Annotated in this window: 17 protein-coding genes and 1 tRNA gene; 13 read left to right on the top strand and 5 right to left on the bottom strand. The window is 66.7% G+C overall.

Annotated elements, in window-relative coordinates:
• Window positions 1-35 precede the first annotated feature (35 nt).
• The 6 genes from smpB to ACTHQV_RS08420 all read left to right on the top strand — a co-directional run bounded on the left by smpB (window position 36) and on the right by ACTHQV_RS08420 (window position 8,077).
• Window positions 36-518 (top strand): SsrA-binding protein SmpB, encoded by a 483-nt coding sequence (gene smpB, locus ACTHQV_RS08445; RefSeq protein ID WP_066689565.1) that lies wholly within the window; start codon window positions 36-38, stop codon window positions 516-518.
• Entirely contained in the window at window positions 511-1,086 is a 576-nt protein-coding gene (locus ACTHQV_RS08440) for a DUF2062 domain-containing protein (protein ID WP_440489568.1), read from the top strand. The genes smpB and ACTHQV_RS08440 overlap by 8 nt, the downstream gene beginning before the upstream one ends.
• 254 nt (window positions 1,087-1,340) lie before the next feature.
• The gene (locus ACTHQV_RS08435; protein WP_440489566.1) at window positions 1,341-3,407 is read left to right on the top strand and encodes a M13 family metallopeptidase; all 2,067 of its coding nucleotides are present in this window, start codon (window positions 1,341-1,343) and stop codon (window positions 3,405-3,407) included.
• A 214-nt stretch (window positions 3,408-3,621) separates the two neighbouring features.
• The gene (locus tag ACTHQV_RS08430; protein WP_440489565.1) at window positions 3,622-6,009 is read left to right on the top strand and encodes a response regulator; all 2,388 of its coding nucleotides are present in this window, start codon (window positions 3,622-3,624) and stop codon (window positions 6,007-6,009) included.
• Window positions 6,010-6,065: 56 nt separating this feature from the next.
• On the top strand, window positions 6,066-6,419 hold the full coding sequence (locus ACTHQV_RS08425; protein WP_440489563.1) for a response regulator: 354 nt from the start codon (window positions 6,066-6,068) through the stop codon (window positions 6,417-6,419).
• 83 nt (window positions 6,420-6,502) lie between these two features.
• A complete protein-coding gene (locus ACTHQV_RS08420) occupies window positions 6,503-8,077 on the top strand; it encodes an MFS transporter (RefSeq protein WP_440489562.1) in 1,575 nt (524 codons plus the stop codon).
• Between the two features lie 236 nt (window positions 8,078-8,313).
• On the opposite strand, the gene ACTHQV_RS08415 is transcribed toward ACTHQV_RS08420, so the two are convergent.
• The gene (locus ACTHQV_RS08415) at window positions 8,314-10,116 is read right to left on the bottom strand and encodes a diguanylate cyclase (RefSeq protein ID WP_440489561.1); all 1,803 of its coding nucleotides are present in this window, start codon (window positions 10,114-10,116) and stop codon (window positions 8,314-8,316) included.
• Between the two features lie 236 nt (window positions 10,117-10,352).
• Between ACTHQV_RS08415 and recA the strand changes: the two genes are divergently transcribed.
• The 5 genes from recA (at window position 10,353) to ACTHQV_RS08390 (ending at window position 13,390) form a co-directional block, all read left to right on the top strand.
• Window positions 10,353-11,414 carry a recombinase RecA gene (gene recA, locus ACTHQV_RS08410; protein ID WP_440489941.1) on the top strand — a complete coding sequence of 354 codons (1,062 nt, stop codon included), beginning with the start codon at window positions 10,353-10,355 and terminating at the stop codon, window positions 11,412-11,414.
• A gap of 219 nt (window positions 11,415-11,633) precedes the next feature.
• The gene (locus tag ACTHQV_RS08405; protein WP_440489560.1) at window positions 11,634-12,278 is read left to right on the top strand and encodes a glutathione S-transferase family protein; all 645 of its coding nucleotides are present in this window, start codon (window positions 11,634-11,636) and stop codon (window positions 12,276-12,278) included.
• A 170-nt stretch (window positions 12,279-12,448) separates the two neighbouring features.
• Entirely contained in the window at window positions 12,449-12,736 is a 288-nt protein-coding gene (locus tag ACTHQV_RS08400; protein ID WP_440489558.1) for a hypothetical protein, read from the top strand.
• Window positions 12,737-12,882: 146 nt separating this feature from the next.
• On the top strand, window positions 12,883-13,014 hold the full coding sequence (locus tag ACTHQV_RS08395; protein WP_440489556.1) for a hypothetical protein: 132 nt from the start codon (window positions 12,883-12,885) through the stop codon (window positions 13,012-13,014).
• 100 nt (window positions 13,015-13,114) lie between these two features.
• Window positions 13,115-13,390 carry a hypothetical protein gene (locus ACTHQV_RS08390; RefSeq protein WP_440489555.1) on the top strand — a complete coding sequence of 92 codons (276 nt, stop codon included), beginning with the start codon at window positions 13,115-13,117 and terminating at the stop codon, window positions 13,388-13,390.
• Window positions 13,391-13,575: 185 nt separating this feature from the next.
• On the opposite strand, the gene ACTHQV_RS08385 is transcribed toward ACTHQV_RS08390, so the two are convergent.
• Window positions 13,576-14,196: a helix-turn-helix domain-containing protein gene (locus tag ACTHQV_RS08385; protein ID WP_440489554.1), complete on the bottom strand. Its 621-nt coding sequence runs from the start codon at window positions 14,194-14,196 to the stop codon at window positions 13,576-13,578.
• 15 nt (window positions 14,197-14,211) lie between these two features.
• Here ACTHQV_RS08385 and pcaF point away from each other — a divergent pair, with 15 nt between their 5' ends.
• On the top strand, window positions 14,212-15,414 hold the full coding sequence (gene pcaF / locus ACTHQV_RS08380; RefSeq protein WP_440489552.1) for a 3-oxoadipyl-CoA thiolase: 1,203 nt from the start codon (window positions 14,212-14,214) through the stop codon (window positions 15,412-15,414).
• A 104-nt stretch (window positions 15,415-15,518) separates the two neighbouring features.
• Here pcaF and ACTHQV_RS08375 read toward each other — a convergent pair.
• Window positions 15,519-15,595: transfer RNA gene (locus ACTHQV_RS08375), tRNA-Arg, on the bottom strand.
• A 56-nt stretch (window positions 15,596-15,651) separates the two neighbouring features.
• Here ACTHQV_RS08375 and ACTHQV_RS08370 point away from each other — a divergent pair.
• On the top strand, window positions 15,652-16,401 hold the full coding sequence (locus ACTHQV_RS08370; RefSeq protein ID WP_440489551.1) for a queuosine precursor transporter: 750 nt from the start codon (window positions 15,652-15,654) through the stop codon (window positions 16,399-16,401).
• 1 nt (window position 16,402) lies between these two features.
• Here the strand turns inward: ACTHQV_RS08370 and purQ are convergent, their stop codons facing one another.
• Window positions 16,403-17,071: a phosphoribosylformylglycinamidine synthase subunit PurQ gene (gene purQ, locus ACTHQV_RS08365; RefSeq protein ID WP_440489550.1), complete on the bottom strand. Its 669-nt coding sequence runs from the start codon at window positions 17,069-17,071 to the stop codon at window positions 16,403-16,405.
• Window positions 17,068-17,298, bottom strand: a complete 231-nt coding sequence (gene purS / locus ACTHQV_RS08360) for a phosphoribosylformylglycinamidine synthase subunit PurS (RefSeq protein ID WP_242116258.1) — start codon at window positions 17,296-17,298, stop codon at window positions 17,068-17,070. Before purS ends, purQ begins: the two co-directional genes overlap by 4 nt.
• Between the last annotated feature and the right edge of the window lie 114 nt (window positions 17,299-17,412).

Raw genomic sequence — 17,412 nt, 5'->3', positions numbered from 1 at the left:
TTCCCCTCCGCCTTCCGACCTCCTATGTCCGCCCCATGAGCCGTCCGCGTCCCCAGCTGTTCGACAAGAAGAAGACCGTTGCCGAAAATCGCCGTGCGCGCTTCGATTACGAGATCGATACCGTTTACGAGGCCGGCATCGCGCTGACCGGTACCGAGGTGAAGTCGCTGCGCTTCGGCGAGGGGTCGATCACCGAAAGCTATGCCGATGTCCGCGACGGGCAGGTGTGGCTCATCAATTCGAACATTCCCGAATTCAGCCACGGCAACCGCTTCAACCACGAACCGCGCCGCCCGCGTAAACTGCTGCTTCACGAACGCGAGATAAACAAGATGCACGGGGCGGTGGCGCGCGACGGCATGACGCTGATCGCGCTATCGGTATATTTCAACGGCAAGGGGCGGGCGAAGGTCGAACTGGCACTGGCCAAGGGTCGCAAGAACCACGACAAGCGCGAGCATATCAAGGAGCGGGACTGGAAGCGTGAACAGGGAAGGTTGCTCCGCGACCGTGGCTGATCCGGCTGGCGACGACCGGGGGCTGGGCGCCCGCGCGCTGCGCTGGGTCCGTGCGAACCTGCCGACGCGTGAATCGATCGAATCGATCCGGTTCCTGCGCCCGGTCGCGCACCGCGTGCTGGCGCCCGAATTGTGGCGCTTCACCCGCCGTTCGGTCCCGCGCGGCGTCGCGCTCGGCATGTTCACCGGCATCCTGATCCCGCTCGGCCAGATTCCAGCGTCGGCGGTCCTCGCGCTACCGCTGCGCGCCAATGTGCCCGCCGCGGCGCTGACGACCTTCTTCACCAACCCGATCACCACGCCGCTGCTGTTCATCCTGTATTACAAGGTCGGCGCGTGGCTGCTCCACCTCGACCGGGTGGTGCCGGGCGACCCGATCGGCAACGCGGTCGCCGCACCGCCCGGCTGGCTCGACTGGCTGGTGGCGGAGGTCGGGCCGGCGACGGCGCTCGGCATGGTGGTCTGTTCTGTCGTCGGCGCGGTGCTCGGCTACGCCATCGCGGCGCTCGGCTGGCGCTGGTGGATCGCCGCCAAGTGGAAGCGGCGCGGGCATGGAGCGCGGTCCTGAAACCCTCTCCTTCCTCAACCTAACCCGTTCGCTTCGAGCGCAGGTTCGAGCCTGTCGAGAACCGTAGTGGAGAAGGGGTTGCCACAAACAGGGCGTTCTCGACGGACGCTTCTCGACAGGCTCGAAGCTGCTCGAACCGAACGGGGAGGGGGGTAAAGCTGCTTTTGCCGGCGGGACGAGCCACAGGAGATATTGACGATCGATATGCCCGAGTGCAGCATGACCGTATCACCCGATACGAAGAGGCTTTCCCGATGCGGCGTAGTTTCGTCCTGACCACCTTGCTCGCGGCTTCCGCTCTGTCCGCTTGCGCGACGCAGCCGACCGCTCCCGTTGAAACCGCCGCCGTACCGGCACCCCCGCCCGCCGAACCCGCCCCCGCGCCCAAGCCCGAGATCGGCGATTTCGGCTTCGACGTCGCCGGCATGGACCGCAGCGTGAAGCCCGGCGACAATTTCTACAAATACGCCAACGGCACCTGGGAAAAGATCACGCCGATCCCTGCCGACAAGTCGAACTACGGCATGTTCACCGCATTGGACGACCTGTCGAAGTCGCGCACCCGCGAACTGCTCGACGCGGCGAAGAACGATCCCAATTCGAAGATCGGCACCGCCTATGCCACCTATCTCGATCAGGCCGCGATCGAGGCGAAGGGGCTGGCCCCGATCCAGCCATGGCTGACCGAGATCAAGGCGCTGAAGTCGAAGGCCGGCTATGCCGCGCTCGCGGCCAAGGCGTCGCAGGCCGGGGTCGGCGCACCGTTCGGCGCCTATGTCGGCCCCGACGACAAGCAGCCGAGCGTCTATGCGTTGCAGACCGCGCAGGCCGGTCTCGGCATGCCCGATCGCGACTATTACCTGTCGACCGATGCCAAGCTGGTCGAACAGCGGAAAGCCTATCAGGCGCATCTCGCCAAGATGCTGACGCTGGCGGGCGAACCCGATGCCGCCGCACGCGCCGCCGCGATCGTCGCGTTCGAAACCCGGATCGCCAAGGCGCACTGGACGCGGATCGAAAGCCGCGACGCGAACAAGACCTATAACAAGATGACCGTCGCCGACCTGCAGCGTCGCGCGCCGGGCTTCGACTTCGCCACCTATTTCCGGGGGTTGGGCGCCAACACCACCGATGTGATCGTCGCGCAGCCGACCGCCTTCACCGGCATGGCGAAGGTGATCGGCGGGGCACCGCTGTCGGTGCTGAAGGACCAGTTGCTGGTGCGCTCGCTCGACAATTTCTCGGGTGTGCTGCCCAAGGCGTTCGACCAGGAAAACTTCGCCTTCTACGGCACCGTCCTGTCGGGCACACCCGAGCAGGAGGAGCGTTGGAAGCGCGCGGTCGACTTCACGTCGGACGCGGTCGCCGATGACGTCAGCCAGGCCTATGTCGCCAAATATTTCCCGCCCGCGACCAAGGCGGCGGCGGACACGCTGGTCCGCAACGTGACCGAGGCGATGGGCCGCCGCATCGACAATCTCGACTGGATGGCGCCCGAGACCAAGGCGAAGGCGCGTGCCAAGCTCGCCGCCTTCACGCCCAAGATCGGCTATCCCGACCAATGGCGCGACATGAGCAACCTGACGATCACGCCGGGCGATGCGTTCGGCAACATGCTGCGCGCGAACCAGTGGCAGCAGCGCTACAACGTCCAGCATCTCGGCAAGCCGATCCAGAAATGGGAATGGTTCATGACGCCGATGACCGTGAACGCCTATGCGAACCCGGTCATGAACGAGATCGTGTTTCCGGCCGCGATCCTGCAACCGCCCTTCTTTGATCCGAATGCCGATCCGGCGGTCAATTACGGCGCGATTGGCGCGGTGATCGGCCACGAGATCAGCCACCATTTCGACGATCAGGGTCGTAAGTACGACGTCAACGGGAGCCTCACCGACTGGTGGACGGCCGAGGACGTCAAGCGGTTCGAGGAACGCACCGCCGCGCTGGTCAAGCAGTATGACGCCTATGAACCGCTGCCCGGCCTGCATGTGAAGGGCGAACTGACGCTGGGCGAGAATATCGCCGACCTCGCCGGGCTGACCGCGGCGTGGGATGCCTATACCCATGCCTATCCGAACGATCAGAAGGCGATCGACGGCTTCACCCCCGAACAGCGTTTCTATCTCGGCTGGGCTCAGGTATGGCGGCGCAGCTACCGCGAGGCGAATTTGCGCCAGCGGCTGCTGACCGATCCGCACAGCCCGTCCGAACAGCGCGCGTGGGTCGTCCGCAACCTCGATCCCTGGTACAAGGGCTACACCCCCGCGGCCGGCGAATATCTGTTCCTCCCCCCCGAACAGCGCGTCCGCATCTGGTAACCCCGACATCCCTCTCCCCATCAGGGGAGAGGGATGCGCAGACTTGGTCTTCGCGCAAGCGAAGGCCTAGTCGAAGCTGGGAGAGGGGATGCGCTCGCCTCGGCGAGCGCGCGAGCCAAAGGCTCGCGTCGCTTAGGCTCTCAACCGCCCGTTTGCCGCGACCCGGCCCGCACAACGCTTGACGGACGCAGGCGCTCACCCCAACAGCCTATCCATGTTGCCGAAATTTTCCGCTGGCCCGTCGCCGGTCCTGCCGCTGATTACCGCGCTTGCCGCCGGGGTCGTCGCGGGCGCCATCATCCTGTGGATGATCGGCAGCGTGCCGGTCGCGGCGGGCTTCGCGGCGGCGGCGGTGGTGCTGGCCGGCGTGGCGCAGGCGGTGCTGCACTGGACCGATACCCGCGAACCGGTCGAGCCCGGCATCGACTGGTCGCTCGTGCAGACCATCGCCGCCACCTGTCCGCACGCACTGGCGGTGACCGACCGCGCCGGGCGGCTGGTCATCGCCAATGATCGGTTCGCGACGATGTTCGGCGGCTATCCGACCCCGCCCGGCGTGCTGGGCGACGGTGTCGATGCCAATATGCTGGCCGGCGCGGCCCGATCGGCGTGGCGTGATGGCGAGGCGAAGGCGACGGTGCGGCAGGGCGACGCCCCGCTCAACGTCACGCTCTATCGCGCCGGTGACAACATGCTCGTCTGGCAGTTCGAAGGCGGGCAGGTGATTGCCGAAGCGGTGTCGATCCGCACCATGGTCGCCGGGACCGCGGGCGACCGGCTGGGTACGGCGGGGGTGATGCTCGCGCTGCTGACCTCCGACGGCCGCATCCGCGCCGCCAACCGCGTGTTCCGCGCCCGCGCCGTCGGCAACGAGGAAGCGGCGATCGAGGGGCGCGACTTCGCCCGCTTCCTCGTCACCGACCATCGCGGCCGGGTGCGCTTCGAACGCGAGGGGCTGGGCGGCGACCCGCTGCGCATCGTGCAGGTGCCGATGACCGACGATCCCGCCGGTCCGATGCTGGTCGCGCTGCTCGACGAGGAAGAGGCGCCGGTCGGGCTGATGCCGATCGCCGCGCCCGGATCGGCGGGGCAGGTGCGGGCGCTGGTGTCGCTGCTGCCGGTCGGCATGGCGCTGGTCGATCGCGACGGCCGCTTCCAGCACATGAACGACGCCTTCATCCGCGCGACTGGTGTCAATCCGGTCGCGCCGCCGCTCTATCCGGGCGATCTGGTGGTGCGAGAGGACAAGGCGGCACTGGCCGACGCGGTCCGCCGCTTCGCCGGGGGGGCGCAGCACAGCGCCGACATGGCGGTGCGGCTGGCCGATCGCGCCGACGAACCGATCGCGTTGTCGATCGCCGGGGCGCGCGGGCTGGGCGATGCCGCCGTCGTCCTGTCGCTGCGCGATACGGGCGAGGAGGGCAAGCTCAAGCGGCAGGTGGCGCAGGCGACCAAGATGCAGGCGGTCGGCCAGCTGGCCGGCGGCGTCGCGCATGATTTCAACAACATCCTGACCGCGATCATCGGCCACTGCGACCTGATGCTGATGCGCCATTCGCCTGGCGACAGCGATTATGACGACATTCAGCAGATCCGCGCCAATTCGAACCGCGCCGCGAGTCTCACCCGCCAGCTGCTCGCCTTCTCCCGCCAGCAGACGCTGCGGCCGCAGGTGCTGCAGCTGCCCGACGTCATCTCCGAAGTCTCGAACCTTTTGAAGCGCCTGCTCGGCGAAACCGTGCAGCTGGTCGTCAACCATGGCCGCGGCCTTGGCTCGGTGCGCGCCGATCCGGGCCAGCTCGAACAGGTCGTCGTCAACCTCGCCGTCAATGCCCGCGACGCGATGCTGGCGCAGGGCGGCAACCGCAACGTCCTGACGATCGAGACGCTGGCGACCACCGCGCAGGAAGTGCGGGCGATGGACGACGACGTGCTTCCGGTCGGCGACTATGTGACGCTCAAGGTTTCCGACACCGGCACCGGCATCCCGCCCGACGTCCTGCCGAAAATCTTCGAACCCTTCTTCACTACCAAGGAAGTGGGGAAGGGGACCGGCCTCGGCCTGTCGACTGTCTATGGCATCATCAAACAGTCGGGCGGCTATATCTTTGCCGAATCGCGCGCCGGGCGGGGGGCGACCTTCGTCATCCACCTGCCGGTCCATGCGGCTGCCGCCGAGCCGCCGCGCATCGGCACCAACCCGAAGCTCAAGAGCGAGCCGACCGCCCCCGCCTGGGGTTCGGGCACGGTCCTCTTGGTCGAGGACGAGGACATGGTCCGGGCTATCGCCGAACGCGCGCTCACGCGACAGGGCTATACGGTGATGACTGCCGAGAATGGCGAGGCGGCATTGGAGCTCCTCGCCGAGCGGCCGCATATCGACCTGCTGATTTCCGACGTGGTCATGCCGACCATGGACGGGCCGACGATGGTCGGCCATGTACGCAAGGTCTATCCGACCTTGCCGATCCTTTTCATGTCCGGATATGCTGAAGAGCAGCTTCGTCGGTCGATTGATCTGGATCAGGTTTCGTTCCTGCCGAAACCCTTTTCGGTCCAGCAATTGGCGACGGCGGCGCGCGATGCGTTGGCACAGACCTGACCATGCGCTGAATCCTGTTGCGGTGTTCCCGCTTTGACCGCTAAGGACCGCGGCGTATGACTTCGCCCGCGCGTATCCTCGTTGTTGAGGACGAACCCCTGATCGCCATGATGCTCGAGGATTTCCTCGACCTGCTGGGGCGAACCGTCACCGGCACCGCCGACAGCGTCGCTTCCGCGATGGCTGCCGTCGATAAGGGCGGCATCGACGCCGCGATCCTCGACGTGCATCTGCGTGGGGGGGAAAAGAGCTGGCCGGTCGCCGACAAGCTGGCGGCGGCGGGCATCCCGTTCGTGCTGGCGACCGGCGGATCGGGCGACATGATCGAACCCGCCCACCGCGACCGCCCGGTCCTGTCCAAACCGTTCACGATGGACGCGGTCGAAAAGGTACTGAACGAGTTGGGCTGACACGTCGGCATCGACCGTACCCAGCGGACATAACCGCTTCACCCTACCGCCCGCACCCGCTAACCCACCCCCGGGAGAGGCGCATGGGTTCGATCAAATCGACATTATCCGATCGGCAGGCCGTCTGGGCGTTCGTGCTCGGCTGTATCGCGGTGACGATCGGCGTGGTCGCGCATCTGCCGATGTTCGCGATGGCGCGCTCGATGGGGTATCACATGGCGGGCATGCCGATGGACGGCATGATGCTGGGCGGCATGGCGCTGATCGTCATCGGCACGCTGGTCGCCGCCTATGGCCTGCTGCCCCGCGACCTGTCGGCACAGCGCGCCGCCGCGGCCGAAATCGTGGTCGCCGCGCCCGAGGATGCCGAACTCTCGCTCGCCCATTGGGGGCTGATGGCGGTGCTGGTGGTGGCGCTCATCATCGACGTGATGAAGCCCGCCTCGCTCGGCTTCACTGTGCCCGGCATGATCGCCGAATATGGCGTGCCCAAACGCACCGTGTCGCTGGTCCCGTTCTTCGCACTCGCTGGCACCGTAACCGGATCGGTGCTGTGGGGCTGGATCGCCGACGTCTATGGGCGAAAGGCGTCGATCCTGTTGTCGGCGGTGATGTTCGTGGGCACGTCGATCTGCGGCGCGATGCCCAGCCTCGCCTGGAACATCGCCATGTGCTTCATGATGGGCGCTGCCGCCGGGGGCATGCTCCCGGTCACCTATGCGCTGCTGGCCGAGATGATGCCCAACCGCCATCGCGGCTGGAGCCTCGTGCTGGTCGGCGGGTTGGGCGCGGTCGGCGGCTATTTCGCGGCGAGCGGCATTTCGGCGGTCCTGCAACCGATCTTCGGCTGGCGCATCCTGTGGCTCGCCAACCTGCCGACCGGGCTGACGCTGGTCCTGCTCGGCGCGCTGATCCCTGAATCGGCCAAGTTCCTGCTCGCCCGCGGCCGGGTGCAGGAGGCGGAGGCGGTGATGCGCCGCTTCGGTGCAAGGGCCAGCCGCGCCCCCGTCCGCATCACCGGCCCGCGCGCGACCGCGCTGACCGGCGCCAAACTCTATGGCAAACTCGCCGCGCTCAGCATCTGCGCGCTTTCCTGGGGCCTTATCAATTTCGGCCTGCTGCTGTGGCTGCCCGCCGATCTGGTCGCCAAGGGCTATTCGGTCGGCGTGTCGAGCCGCCTGCTCGCCGAAAGCGCGCTGATCGCCTTCCCGACCGTGTTCCTCGCCGCCTTTCTCTACAGCCGGTGGAGCACCAAATGGTCGCTCGCCGTCATGATCGGACTGACGCTCGCCGGGCTGTTGCTCGTCCTGCGTCTCGAACTGGCGGGCAGCGGCAGCCCGGTGCTGCCGGTCGCGCTGCTGATCGTCGGCACCAACGGCATCATCGCCATCGTCCTGCCTTATGCCGCCGAGAGTTTCCCGATGCGGGTGCGCGGGCGCGCGACCGGCTGGGTCGCCGCCTGTACCAAGGCGGGCGGGCTGATCGCGCAGGGGCTGACCATCGCCGGCGTGGCGCTGTCGATGGGGTCGTCGTCGCTGCTGGTCATGGTCCCGACCGCATTGTCGCTGGCGCTGGTCGCGTGGTTCGGGCGCGAGACGCGCGGCCGTGACCTGCGCGATCTCGACGCCGACAACGGCCAGATCGGCCACGCGGCTTAGAGGGTGATGGCAATAGGTAGAACGGTTCGTGCTGAGTAGGGGCTGAGCCCTTCGACTGCCGGCCTGCGGCAGACGCTGCGGACAGGCTTCGGTGCTGCGCACCGAAGTCGAAGACCCGTATCGAAGCACCTGTCGCCAACGGTTCCTCGATACGCCATTTCGACAGCGCAATGGCTACTCGGGACGAACGGGTCTGACCGATGTCATCACGCTCTGAGCGTCCATCCGCCCGGCCGCTACGCCGCCAGCCGCAGCGCGTTGCGCCCCTCGCGCTTGGCGACATACAGCGCGGCATCCGCTCGGCGCAGCAACCCTTCGGCATCCTCGCCCGGCGCCAGTTCGGCGACGCCGATGCTGATCGTCACGCACGGATCGCGGCCGCCCGCTTCCACCGCGCGGCGCACGCGTTCGCCGACGGTCATCGCCGCATCGGCGCCGGCATCGGGTAGGATGATGACGAATTCCTCGCCGCCGAACCGGCCGAGCATATCGGTTGCGCGCAACTGGCCCCCGGCATCGGCCGCGACCCGTTGCAGTACCCGGTCGCCGCCATGATGGCCGAACTGGTCGTTGATCCGCTTGAAATGATCGACGTCGAACATCGCCACCGACACCCGGCGACCCTGCCGCACCGCGTCGCGCACCGCTTCGTCCAGCATCAGCGCGGTACGCCGCCGGTTGGCGATGCCGGTCAACTGGTCGGTCTCGGCCATGATCGTGGCATGCGCCGCCGCTTCCTCCGCCCGGACGCGTGCCGCCTCCAGCGCGGTTTCGTGCGCGACCTGGGCGGTGATGTCCTGGATGATGCCGAATAGCCCCGGCGGGTCGTCGTCGGCGCGCCCGTCGATCTCGCCGCGCGACAGGACGTGGCGGATCTCGCCATCCGGCCGCACGATCCGCGCGGTGAACACGAAGCCGCACCGCTCGGCGATCGCCGCCTCGATCCGCTCCGACACCAGCGCCCGGTCCTCGGGATGATAGGCCTCGATCGCCGCGTCCAGTGCGGGCGGAACGTCGCCGTCGATGCCGTGGATACGAAACACCTGCGCCGACCATGTGATCGTGCCGCTTCCGGTGTCGAGCCGCCAATGGCCGACATTCGCAGCACTCTCCGCCAGTTGCAGCAGCCGCATCTTCTCGGCCAGCCGCGCCTGCAGCTTCGCCCGCATCGCCAGCAGCGCCGCCACCGGCAGTGCCGCGGCAAACAGCGCGAGCAGGTAGAATTGCAGAAAGATGCTGCGCACCAGCGGCCCGGCATGGATCAACGTGGGCGGCCCGGAATGGGCGCTCAGTGCGACCGAACTGACGATCGCCACGATCAGCACGCCGCCCGCCGCACCCGCCGGACCGATCCGGAACGCGGCGAACAGCACCGCCAGCATCGGCACGAACAGGATCGGATAGCTGTGCTGAGCGAAAGTGACGCTGGCGACGACCGCGACCAGTAGAAATACCGCCGCGCGTTCCCCGACCAGGCGCGGCGTGCCGACCGGTTGGCGGCGGCGCAGCGCCTGCCCGACGATCAGCATCAGCGGCGTGACGACGAGGATGCCGAGCAGGACGGTCGCAAACCACGAGAACCAGAACTCGCCCGTTCGCGCCGGTCCCAGCAGCGTGGCGATGGTCGCGCTACTCGCCGCGCCGATCGCCGCCGCAAGGCTCAAGCGGCGCAGGTCGCCGGGATCGGTGAAGCAGAGCCGGGTCGATCCGCTGCGGGTCAGCAGCCACGCGCCGACCGACGCTTCGGTCATGTTGGCGACGGTGAAGGCAGCGGCCATTCCCCAGCCATTGCCCGCGCCGAGATTGGCGGCGATGCTGGCGATGGCGGCGGCGGCGATATGCCATCCGGCCTGTCGGCGACGGGTCATCAGCAACGCCGCGAACAGGATGCCGCTGCCGGGCCACAGCGTCGCGATACCGGCGCTGCCCCGTGTCAGCGACAGTGCCAACAGCGCGACAAGATAATAGGCGATGCCCGTCGCGATCGGCGCGGCAAAGGATCGCGACCCGGCCCGAAAACGATGAACGACCTGTTTCATCCGCCCGATGCTACAATCGATTAATTGACGATCCGTTCGTGATCGGCAGCTTTTGGCCTTTCGTACGGCATGGTCGTTTGCAGGTATCGATCGTCGGATTTGTCGCCTGCCGGCCCCTTGCGGAACGGGAACAAAACAGATACATGCAAATCCAACAGACGCGTTGAACCCTCGACGCGGTTGCTCTACGCGAAAGGCTGGACATGGCGGCAAATCTGAAGGCGGTCGATAGCAAGATGGCGGCGGCAAACGACAAGGCGGCGGGCGAACGGCAAAAGGCGCTCGACGCTGCGCTGGCACAGATCGACCGTGCGTTCGGCAAGGGTTCGGCGATGAAGCTGGGCCAGAAGGAAGCGATGCAGGTCGAAGCGATCTCGACCGGCTCGCTCGGGCTCGACATCGCGCTGGGCGTCGGCGGCCTGCCGCGCGGGCGCGTGATCGAAGTGTACGGGCCGGAAAGCTCGGGCAAGACCACGCTCGCGCTGCACGTGATTGCCGAGGCGCAGAAGAATGGCGGCACCGCCGCGTTCGTCGACGCCGAACATGCGCTAGATCCGGTCTATGCGAAGAAGCTGGGCGTCAACATCGACGAACTGATCGTATCGCAGCCCGATACCGGTGAACAGGCGCTGGAGATCACCGACACGTTGGTCCGTTCGAACGCGATCGACGTGCTGGTGGTGGACTCGGTCGCCGCGCTGGTGCCGCGTGCGGAGATCGAGGGTGAGATGGGCGACAGCCATGTCGGCCTGCAGGCGCGGCTGATGTCGCAAAGCTTGCGCAAGCTGACCGGCTCGATCAGTCGCTCGCGCTGCATGGTGATCTTCATCAACCAGCTGCGCATGAAGATCGGCGTGATGTACGGCAATCCGGAAACCACGACCGGCGGCAACGCGCTGAAATTCTACGCCTCGGTCCGTCTCGACATCCGCCGCACCGGGCAGATCAAGGACCGTGACGAAATCATCGGCAACGCGACCCGCGTGAAGGTGGTGAAGAACAAGGTCGCCCCGCCGTTCAAGCAGGTCGAATTCGATATCATGTACGGGCAGGGCATTTCGAAGATCGGCGAGATTCTCGATCTGGGTGTGAAGGCCGGGCTGGTCGAGAAATCGGGCGCGTGGTTCAGCTATGACAGCGTGCGGATCGGGCAGGGGCGCGAGAACGCCAAGACCTTCCTGACCGAACATCCCGAACTGCGCGACAAGCTCGAAGCATCGATCCGCCAGCGCACCGAAAAGGTCGCGGAGGAGATGATGACCGGTCCCGACGCCGATGACGGCGACGACGATCTGTAATCGGTGACAATATCGGGCGGCAAAGGTGCCGCCCGATTGCTGTCCGGCTATGGCTTAACCACTGATCCAGAACGGTTTTCAGGCTTAGGTCCGGCTCGGCCGAACGCCGGTTTCGTGTAACCTTCGTCAACTTCCACCGATCCCGCGACGTCCTCGTGCAACCTCACCCGGCCTGCCGCATTGGTTCGGCCAAGCCGTTGACCGCACACAGGGATTCCGATGATCGTCATTCACCACCTCGAAAACTCCCGCTCGCAGCGCGTCCTCTGGCTGCTCGAGGAACTGCGGCTTCCCTATGAGGTGAAGCGCTACGAACGGAACAAGGCGACGATGTTGGCGCCCCCCGAACTGCGCCGCATCCACCCCCTGGGTAAGTCGCCGGTGATCGAGGATGACACCGCTGCTGCCACCGGCGGGCCACTGGTCGTTGCCGAAACTGGCGCGATCGTCGAATATCTGGTCGAAAAGGCCGATGGCCGGCTGGGCATGCCCGCGCACCGCCGCGCCGCGCTCCATTACCGCCACTTCCTCCATTATGCCGAAGGATCGCTGATGCCGCCGCTGCTGGTCAAGCTGGTGCTCGGCCGCGTGCCGCTCTTGGGCAAGGCGGCGCAGAAGAAGATCCAGCCCATGATCGACGTCCATCTCGACTATGTCGAATCGCACCTTGCCGCCAACGAATGGTTCGCCGGCGACACGCTGACCGCCGCCGACATCATGATGAGCTTCCCCCTCGAAGCCGCACGTAGCCGAGCCGGCCTCGACGCGACCCGGCCTCGCACCATCGCCTGGCTGGAGCGCATCCATGCCCGCCCCGCCTATCAGGCCGCGCTGAACGCCGGCGGTACCTACGCCTATGCCTGAGCGCGGCGGGCAAGCCGACCTTGCTCCTATTTCGGGGCAACCGGGAGTTCCGCGCGTGAGGCGTTCGCCCATGTTGCCGACCTGGGCGCGGCGTATTTTCGCGATCAGTCCGTCGATCTGCTCGAAGGGTTGCCGCCAAGGCCAAGGCCGAGCCATCGGGCGTTTCGCTCGTGCGGCGCAACGAATATTGGAGCGTGTTCCGCGGTGAACGCATCCTCGCATTGCTCGACCGGCTGCCCGCAGGGGTGAAGCTAGACGTGAATACCGCGCATCTGACGATCGCCGGGATCGACCCGGTGGCGTTCCTCACCGCGCAGCGCGAGCGGATCAACTGCATCCACCTGACCATACCGCGTTCGTCGATGCCGCGGAGACGTGGCAGACTGCCAATCCGGAGTTTCCCGAACACCGCGCGACCAAGGTGTTCCGCGATCCCGGCGCCGGCAATGTCGACCTGACTAGCATCGTCAGCCTGCTCCGCCAGACGGAGTAGGCTGGCCGGTCGTGTGCAGCGCCCGTCAGACGCGCGATCCGTTCCTGGCGCTGCTGCGCACGCGCGCGCTCCTTAACCATCTCCAGAACAAAGCCGGACGGAGTCTCCGCCATGCCCAACATCCGCTATACCGACATCCTGCCGCTGTTCGGGGCGCCCGAAGCCTTCACGGCATTTGCCGGGGAGCGCGAGGTCGAGGTGATCGGCATGTTCCATGGCGCACGCGTCGTACTAGGCGGATAATCTCGACGAGGCGGTCCGGTCGGCGTGCGAGGCGGTCGATACGATCGTCAGGTTCGGCGGCAGCTACCGGAACACCTCCTCGCCCCAGAATTATTTCGGATTGGGGCCGCTGACCCGCGAAGAGGTGCAGCAATGCGCGAACCTGCCGAACCACCGTGAACTGATCGAATCGACCGATCCGCGCTATGCGCACAATTGTCTCGACACCGCGCAGGTGGCGATCATGGGCGAGGATCTGCTGACCTTCTATCGCGATTATTGCGACCGGATCAGCACCTTCCACCTTAAGCATACCGCGTCCGAACGCCAGCCCGACAGCGTGCGCTATGCGCAGGATCCCGAGATTACCGCCGACGGGACGCGCTGGTTCTGGTAGCCTGGGCTCGGCACGCTCGATCTGGCCGGGCTGTACCGCCTGCTAGAGGAGGATGGGTTCAAGGGCTGGATGTCGATCGAATATGACGGGTCGCCGACCTGCTCGCTTCGATGGCGCTGACCCGCTACTATTTCGACCGGGTATTGCGGCCGATCTACGACTGACCGGGCGGGGGGGGGTAGGCGCTACGTGCGACTGCCCCCCGTCGTCCGAAACGTGCGCTGCGACACACCGGCATGGCGGGTGAAGAAGCGCGTGAAATAGGCCGGGTCGGCGAAGCCGGCGGCAAAGCCGACTTCGGCTACCGACAGGTTGGTGTACAGCAGCGCGCGCTTTACCTCCAGCATCGCGCGCTGATCGAGCATCGCCGCCGGCGACAGCCCGGCGATCCGTGTGCGGGCAGTGCGCAGGCGGCTTTCGCTGACGCCGAGCGCGGCGGCGTGGACCGCGATCGGTTCGCGCAGGCGGAAGCGTTCGTCGATCCGCGCGCGAAAGCGGGCGACCAGCGCGCTCTGCTGACCGGGCAGGCTGGCAGCGTCGGGCGCCGCCGGCCCCCCTGCGCGCCAGGTTCCGACGAGGATGCCGAGCAGCGCGGCATCCACGGCGGCGTCGTGGCCCGATGCGGCCCAACCCAGTTCACGCATCAGCGCGGTGACACACGCCGTGATCGAAGCGAGCGCGGCCTCGTACAGCGGTATCACCCGTGGCGACCCGAATAGCGCCGCCAAGCCGGGATAGCGGGCATCGAGCAGCGACAGGTGGCGCACCGACAGCGTGATGACCGACCCGGCGGACTCCTGCTGCATCGAGCAGGAAAGTTGATGCCCGACGCTTACGTTTGCGACGCGATCCGCACCCCGATCGCCCGCCTGAACGGTGCGCTATCGAGCGTGCGTGCCGACGATCTCGCCGCGATCCCGCTGCGCGCACTGACGACACGCAACCCGCAGGTCGATTGGGCAGCTGTCGATGACGTACTGCTCGGCTGCGCCAACCAGGCGGGTGAGGATAATCGCAATGTCGCGCGGATGGCGGTGTTGCTGGCCGGGCTGCCCGAAGCGGTGCCCGGCGGCACGATCAACCGGCTGTGCGGGTCGGGGCTGAATGCGGTCGGCAGCGCTGCCCAGGCGATCCGCAGTGGCGATGCCGACCTGATGATCGCGGGCGGGGTCGAGAGCATGACCCGCGCACCGTTCGTGATGGGCAAGGCGAACAGCGCGTTCGATCGCGGGCAGCAGATCGAGGACACGACGCTTGGCTGGCGCTTCATAAACCCGGCGATGCGTGCGGCTTACGGCGTCGATACCATGGCGCAGACCGCCGAGAACGTTGCCGACCAGTGGCAGGTGAGCCGCGCGGAACAGGACGCCTTCGCACTCGCCAGCCAGCAAAAGGCCGCCGCCGCCATCGCTAGCGGACGGATGGGCGTGGAAATCGTGCCGGTGTCGATTCCGCAGCGAAAGGGCGACCCGATCGTCTTCGCGCAGGACGAACATTCCCGCGCGACCAATCTGGAGACGCTGGCCAAACTGAAACCGGTCGTCCGCGCCGACGGTACGGTCACGGCGGGCAATGCGTCGGGACTGAACGATGGCGCGGCGGCGATGCTGATCGCGTCGGAAGCGTCGGCCGCCAACCACGGCCTCACCCCCCGTGCCCGCATCCTTGGCATGGCGTCGTCGGGCATCGCGCCGCGCGTCATGGGGGCCGGGCCGATCGAGGCCGCGCGCAAGCTCAGCCGCAGCACCGGCATCACCCTCGACCAGCTCGACGTCATCGAACTCAACGAAGCCTTTGCCGCACAGGCGATCGCGACGCTCCGCGACCTGAACATCGCCCCCGACGACCCGCGCGTGAACCGAAACGGCGGCGCCATCGCGCTCGGCCACCCGCTTGGCATGTCCGGCGCCCGCATCGCGATGACTGCCGTCGGGGAACTTTACCGCACCGGCGGCCGCTACGCCATGTCCTTTATTTGCATCGGCGTCGGACAGGGGATCGCACTGATGCTCGAGCGTGTTTGACCGACCCGGATCGGCGTGGCGTGGCAGCGTGACACGACCTTCAGGTGTGCAATCCGGCACACCCCCGTTGTCGGGCTGAAACCCGCAGAAAAGTGGGAAAATATTGGCGCACCCGGAGGGATTCGAACCCCCGACCAAGGAGGTAGAAGCTCCTTGCTCTATCCAGCTGAGCTACGGGTGCCCGCCGCTTCGTTAGCGTGGATTGCGACGGAGCGGAACCGCTATCATAACGCCGTCATGCACGAACCGTCCGCTGCCGTCCCGACCCGAATCGATGCCGCTACGGTCCCGGCGCAGGGGTTCCGCCATTTCGATATCGTCATGGCGGCGTTCGTCGCGATCCTATTGCTGTCGAACGTTATCGGTGCTGGCAAGGTCGCGGCGATCGACGTCACAGGCACGCCGTTCGTGTTCGGCGCGGGCATCCTGTTCTTCCCGGTATCCTATGTCATCGGCGACGTGCTGACCGAAGTCTACGGCTATGCCCGCGCCCGGCGCTGCATCTGGGTCGGGTTCGCGGCACTGCTGTTCATGGCGTTCATGGCCGCGACCGTCGTGGCGATGCCGCCGGCGCCCGGCTGGACGGGGCAGGGCGCCTATGAAACCGTGTTCGGGCAGGTGCCGCGCATCGTCTTCGCCTCGATCGCCGCCTTCTGGGCCGGCGAGTTCGTCAACGCCTATGTCCTCGCCCGCATGAAGATCTGGACCGAAGGCCGCGCGCTGTGGACGCGGACGGTCGGATCGACCGTCGTGGGGCAGGCGGTCGACAGCGTGATCTTCTATCCGCTGGCGTTCCTCGGCGTCTGGCCGACGGGCCGAGTGCTGACCGTGCTGGTCACCAACTGGGCGATGAAGGTTGGTTGGGAGGTCGCGCTAACCCCGGTCACCTATGCCGTGGTCGGCTGGCTGAAACGGCGCGAGGGCGTCGACGTGTTCGATGCTGCGACCGACTTCTCCCCCTTTGCGGGCGAGCGCCGGTCGCGGTAGTTCAGGCGCCGACCTTCGCCAGCAACCCTTCGAACAGCGCGCGACCGTCGCGGCCGCCATGCGCGGCTTCGATGCGGCGTTCGGGGTGCGGCATCATGCCCAGCACATTGCCCTGCGCATTGACTAGCCCGGCAATGTCGCGCGCCGATCCGTTGACCGGCTCGGCATAGCGGAACGCCACCTGCCCCTCGCCCTCGATCCGGTCGAGCGTCGCTTCGTCGGCGACGTAGTTGCCGTCATGATGCGCCACCGGCACGCGGATCGTGTCGCCGGGGCAATAGCCGCTGGTAAAGACCGATTTGGTCTCGCCAACCGTCAGCGCCACGTCGCGACACACGAACGACAGGCCGCGGTTGCGCATCAGGGCGCCCGGCAGCAATCCCGCTTCGGTCAGGATCTGGAACCCGTTGCAGATGCCGAGCACCGGCAGCCCCTTGCCCGCGGCATCGACCACCGCGCGCATTACCGGCGATCGTGCCGCGATCGCACCCGAGCGCAGATAGTCGCCATAGGAAAAGCCGCCGGGCACCGCGACCAGGCCGATATCGCCCGGCAGGTCGGTGTCGCGATGCCACACCATGGTCGGTGCGGTGCCGGTGACCGATTCCAGCGCCACCGCGATGTCGCGGTCGCAGTTCGACCCCGGAAAGACGATGACGGCGGTCTTCATGCCCGTTCGACCCGATAGTTTTCGATCACCGTGTTGGCGAGCAGCTTGCGGCACATCGCGTCGATCGTCTCGTCATCGGTGCCGTCGGCAACCTCCAGCTCGATCAGCTTGCCGACGCGCGCTTCGCCGACACCCGCGAAGCCGAGCGAGGCCAGCGCATGTTCGATGGCCTTGCCCTGCGGATCGAGTACGCCGTTCTTGAGCGTCACGACGATGCGGAGTTTCATGGGGGATTGCCTCAAGTCCGAATGGGGAGTTGTCGCGGGCGCTATGGCCCCGCCTGCGCCCGCGCACAAGAGGCCTGGGCCGATGCCGCCGGATTCGCTTGAGCGCGGCGTATT

Source organism: Sphingomonas sp. SAFR-052 (genome assembly GCF_051965015.1).
Taxonomy (GTDB): domain Bacteria; phylum Pseudomonadota; class Alphaproteobacteria; order Sphingomonadales; family Sphingomonadaceae; genus Sphingomonas.
The sequence above is the reverse complement of the archived record's forward strand: the minus strand, read 5'-3'. Positions and strand labels throughout refer to the sequence as shown.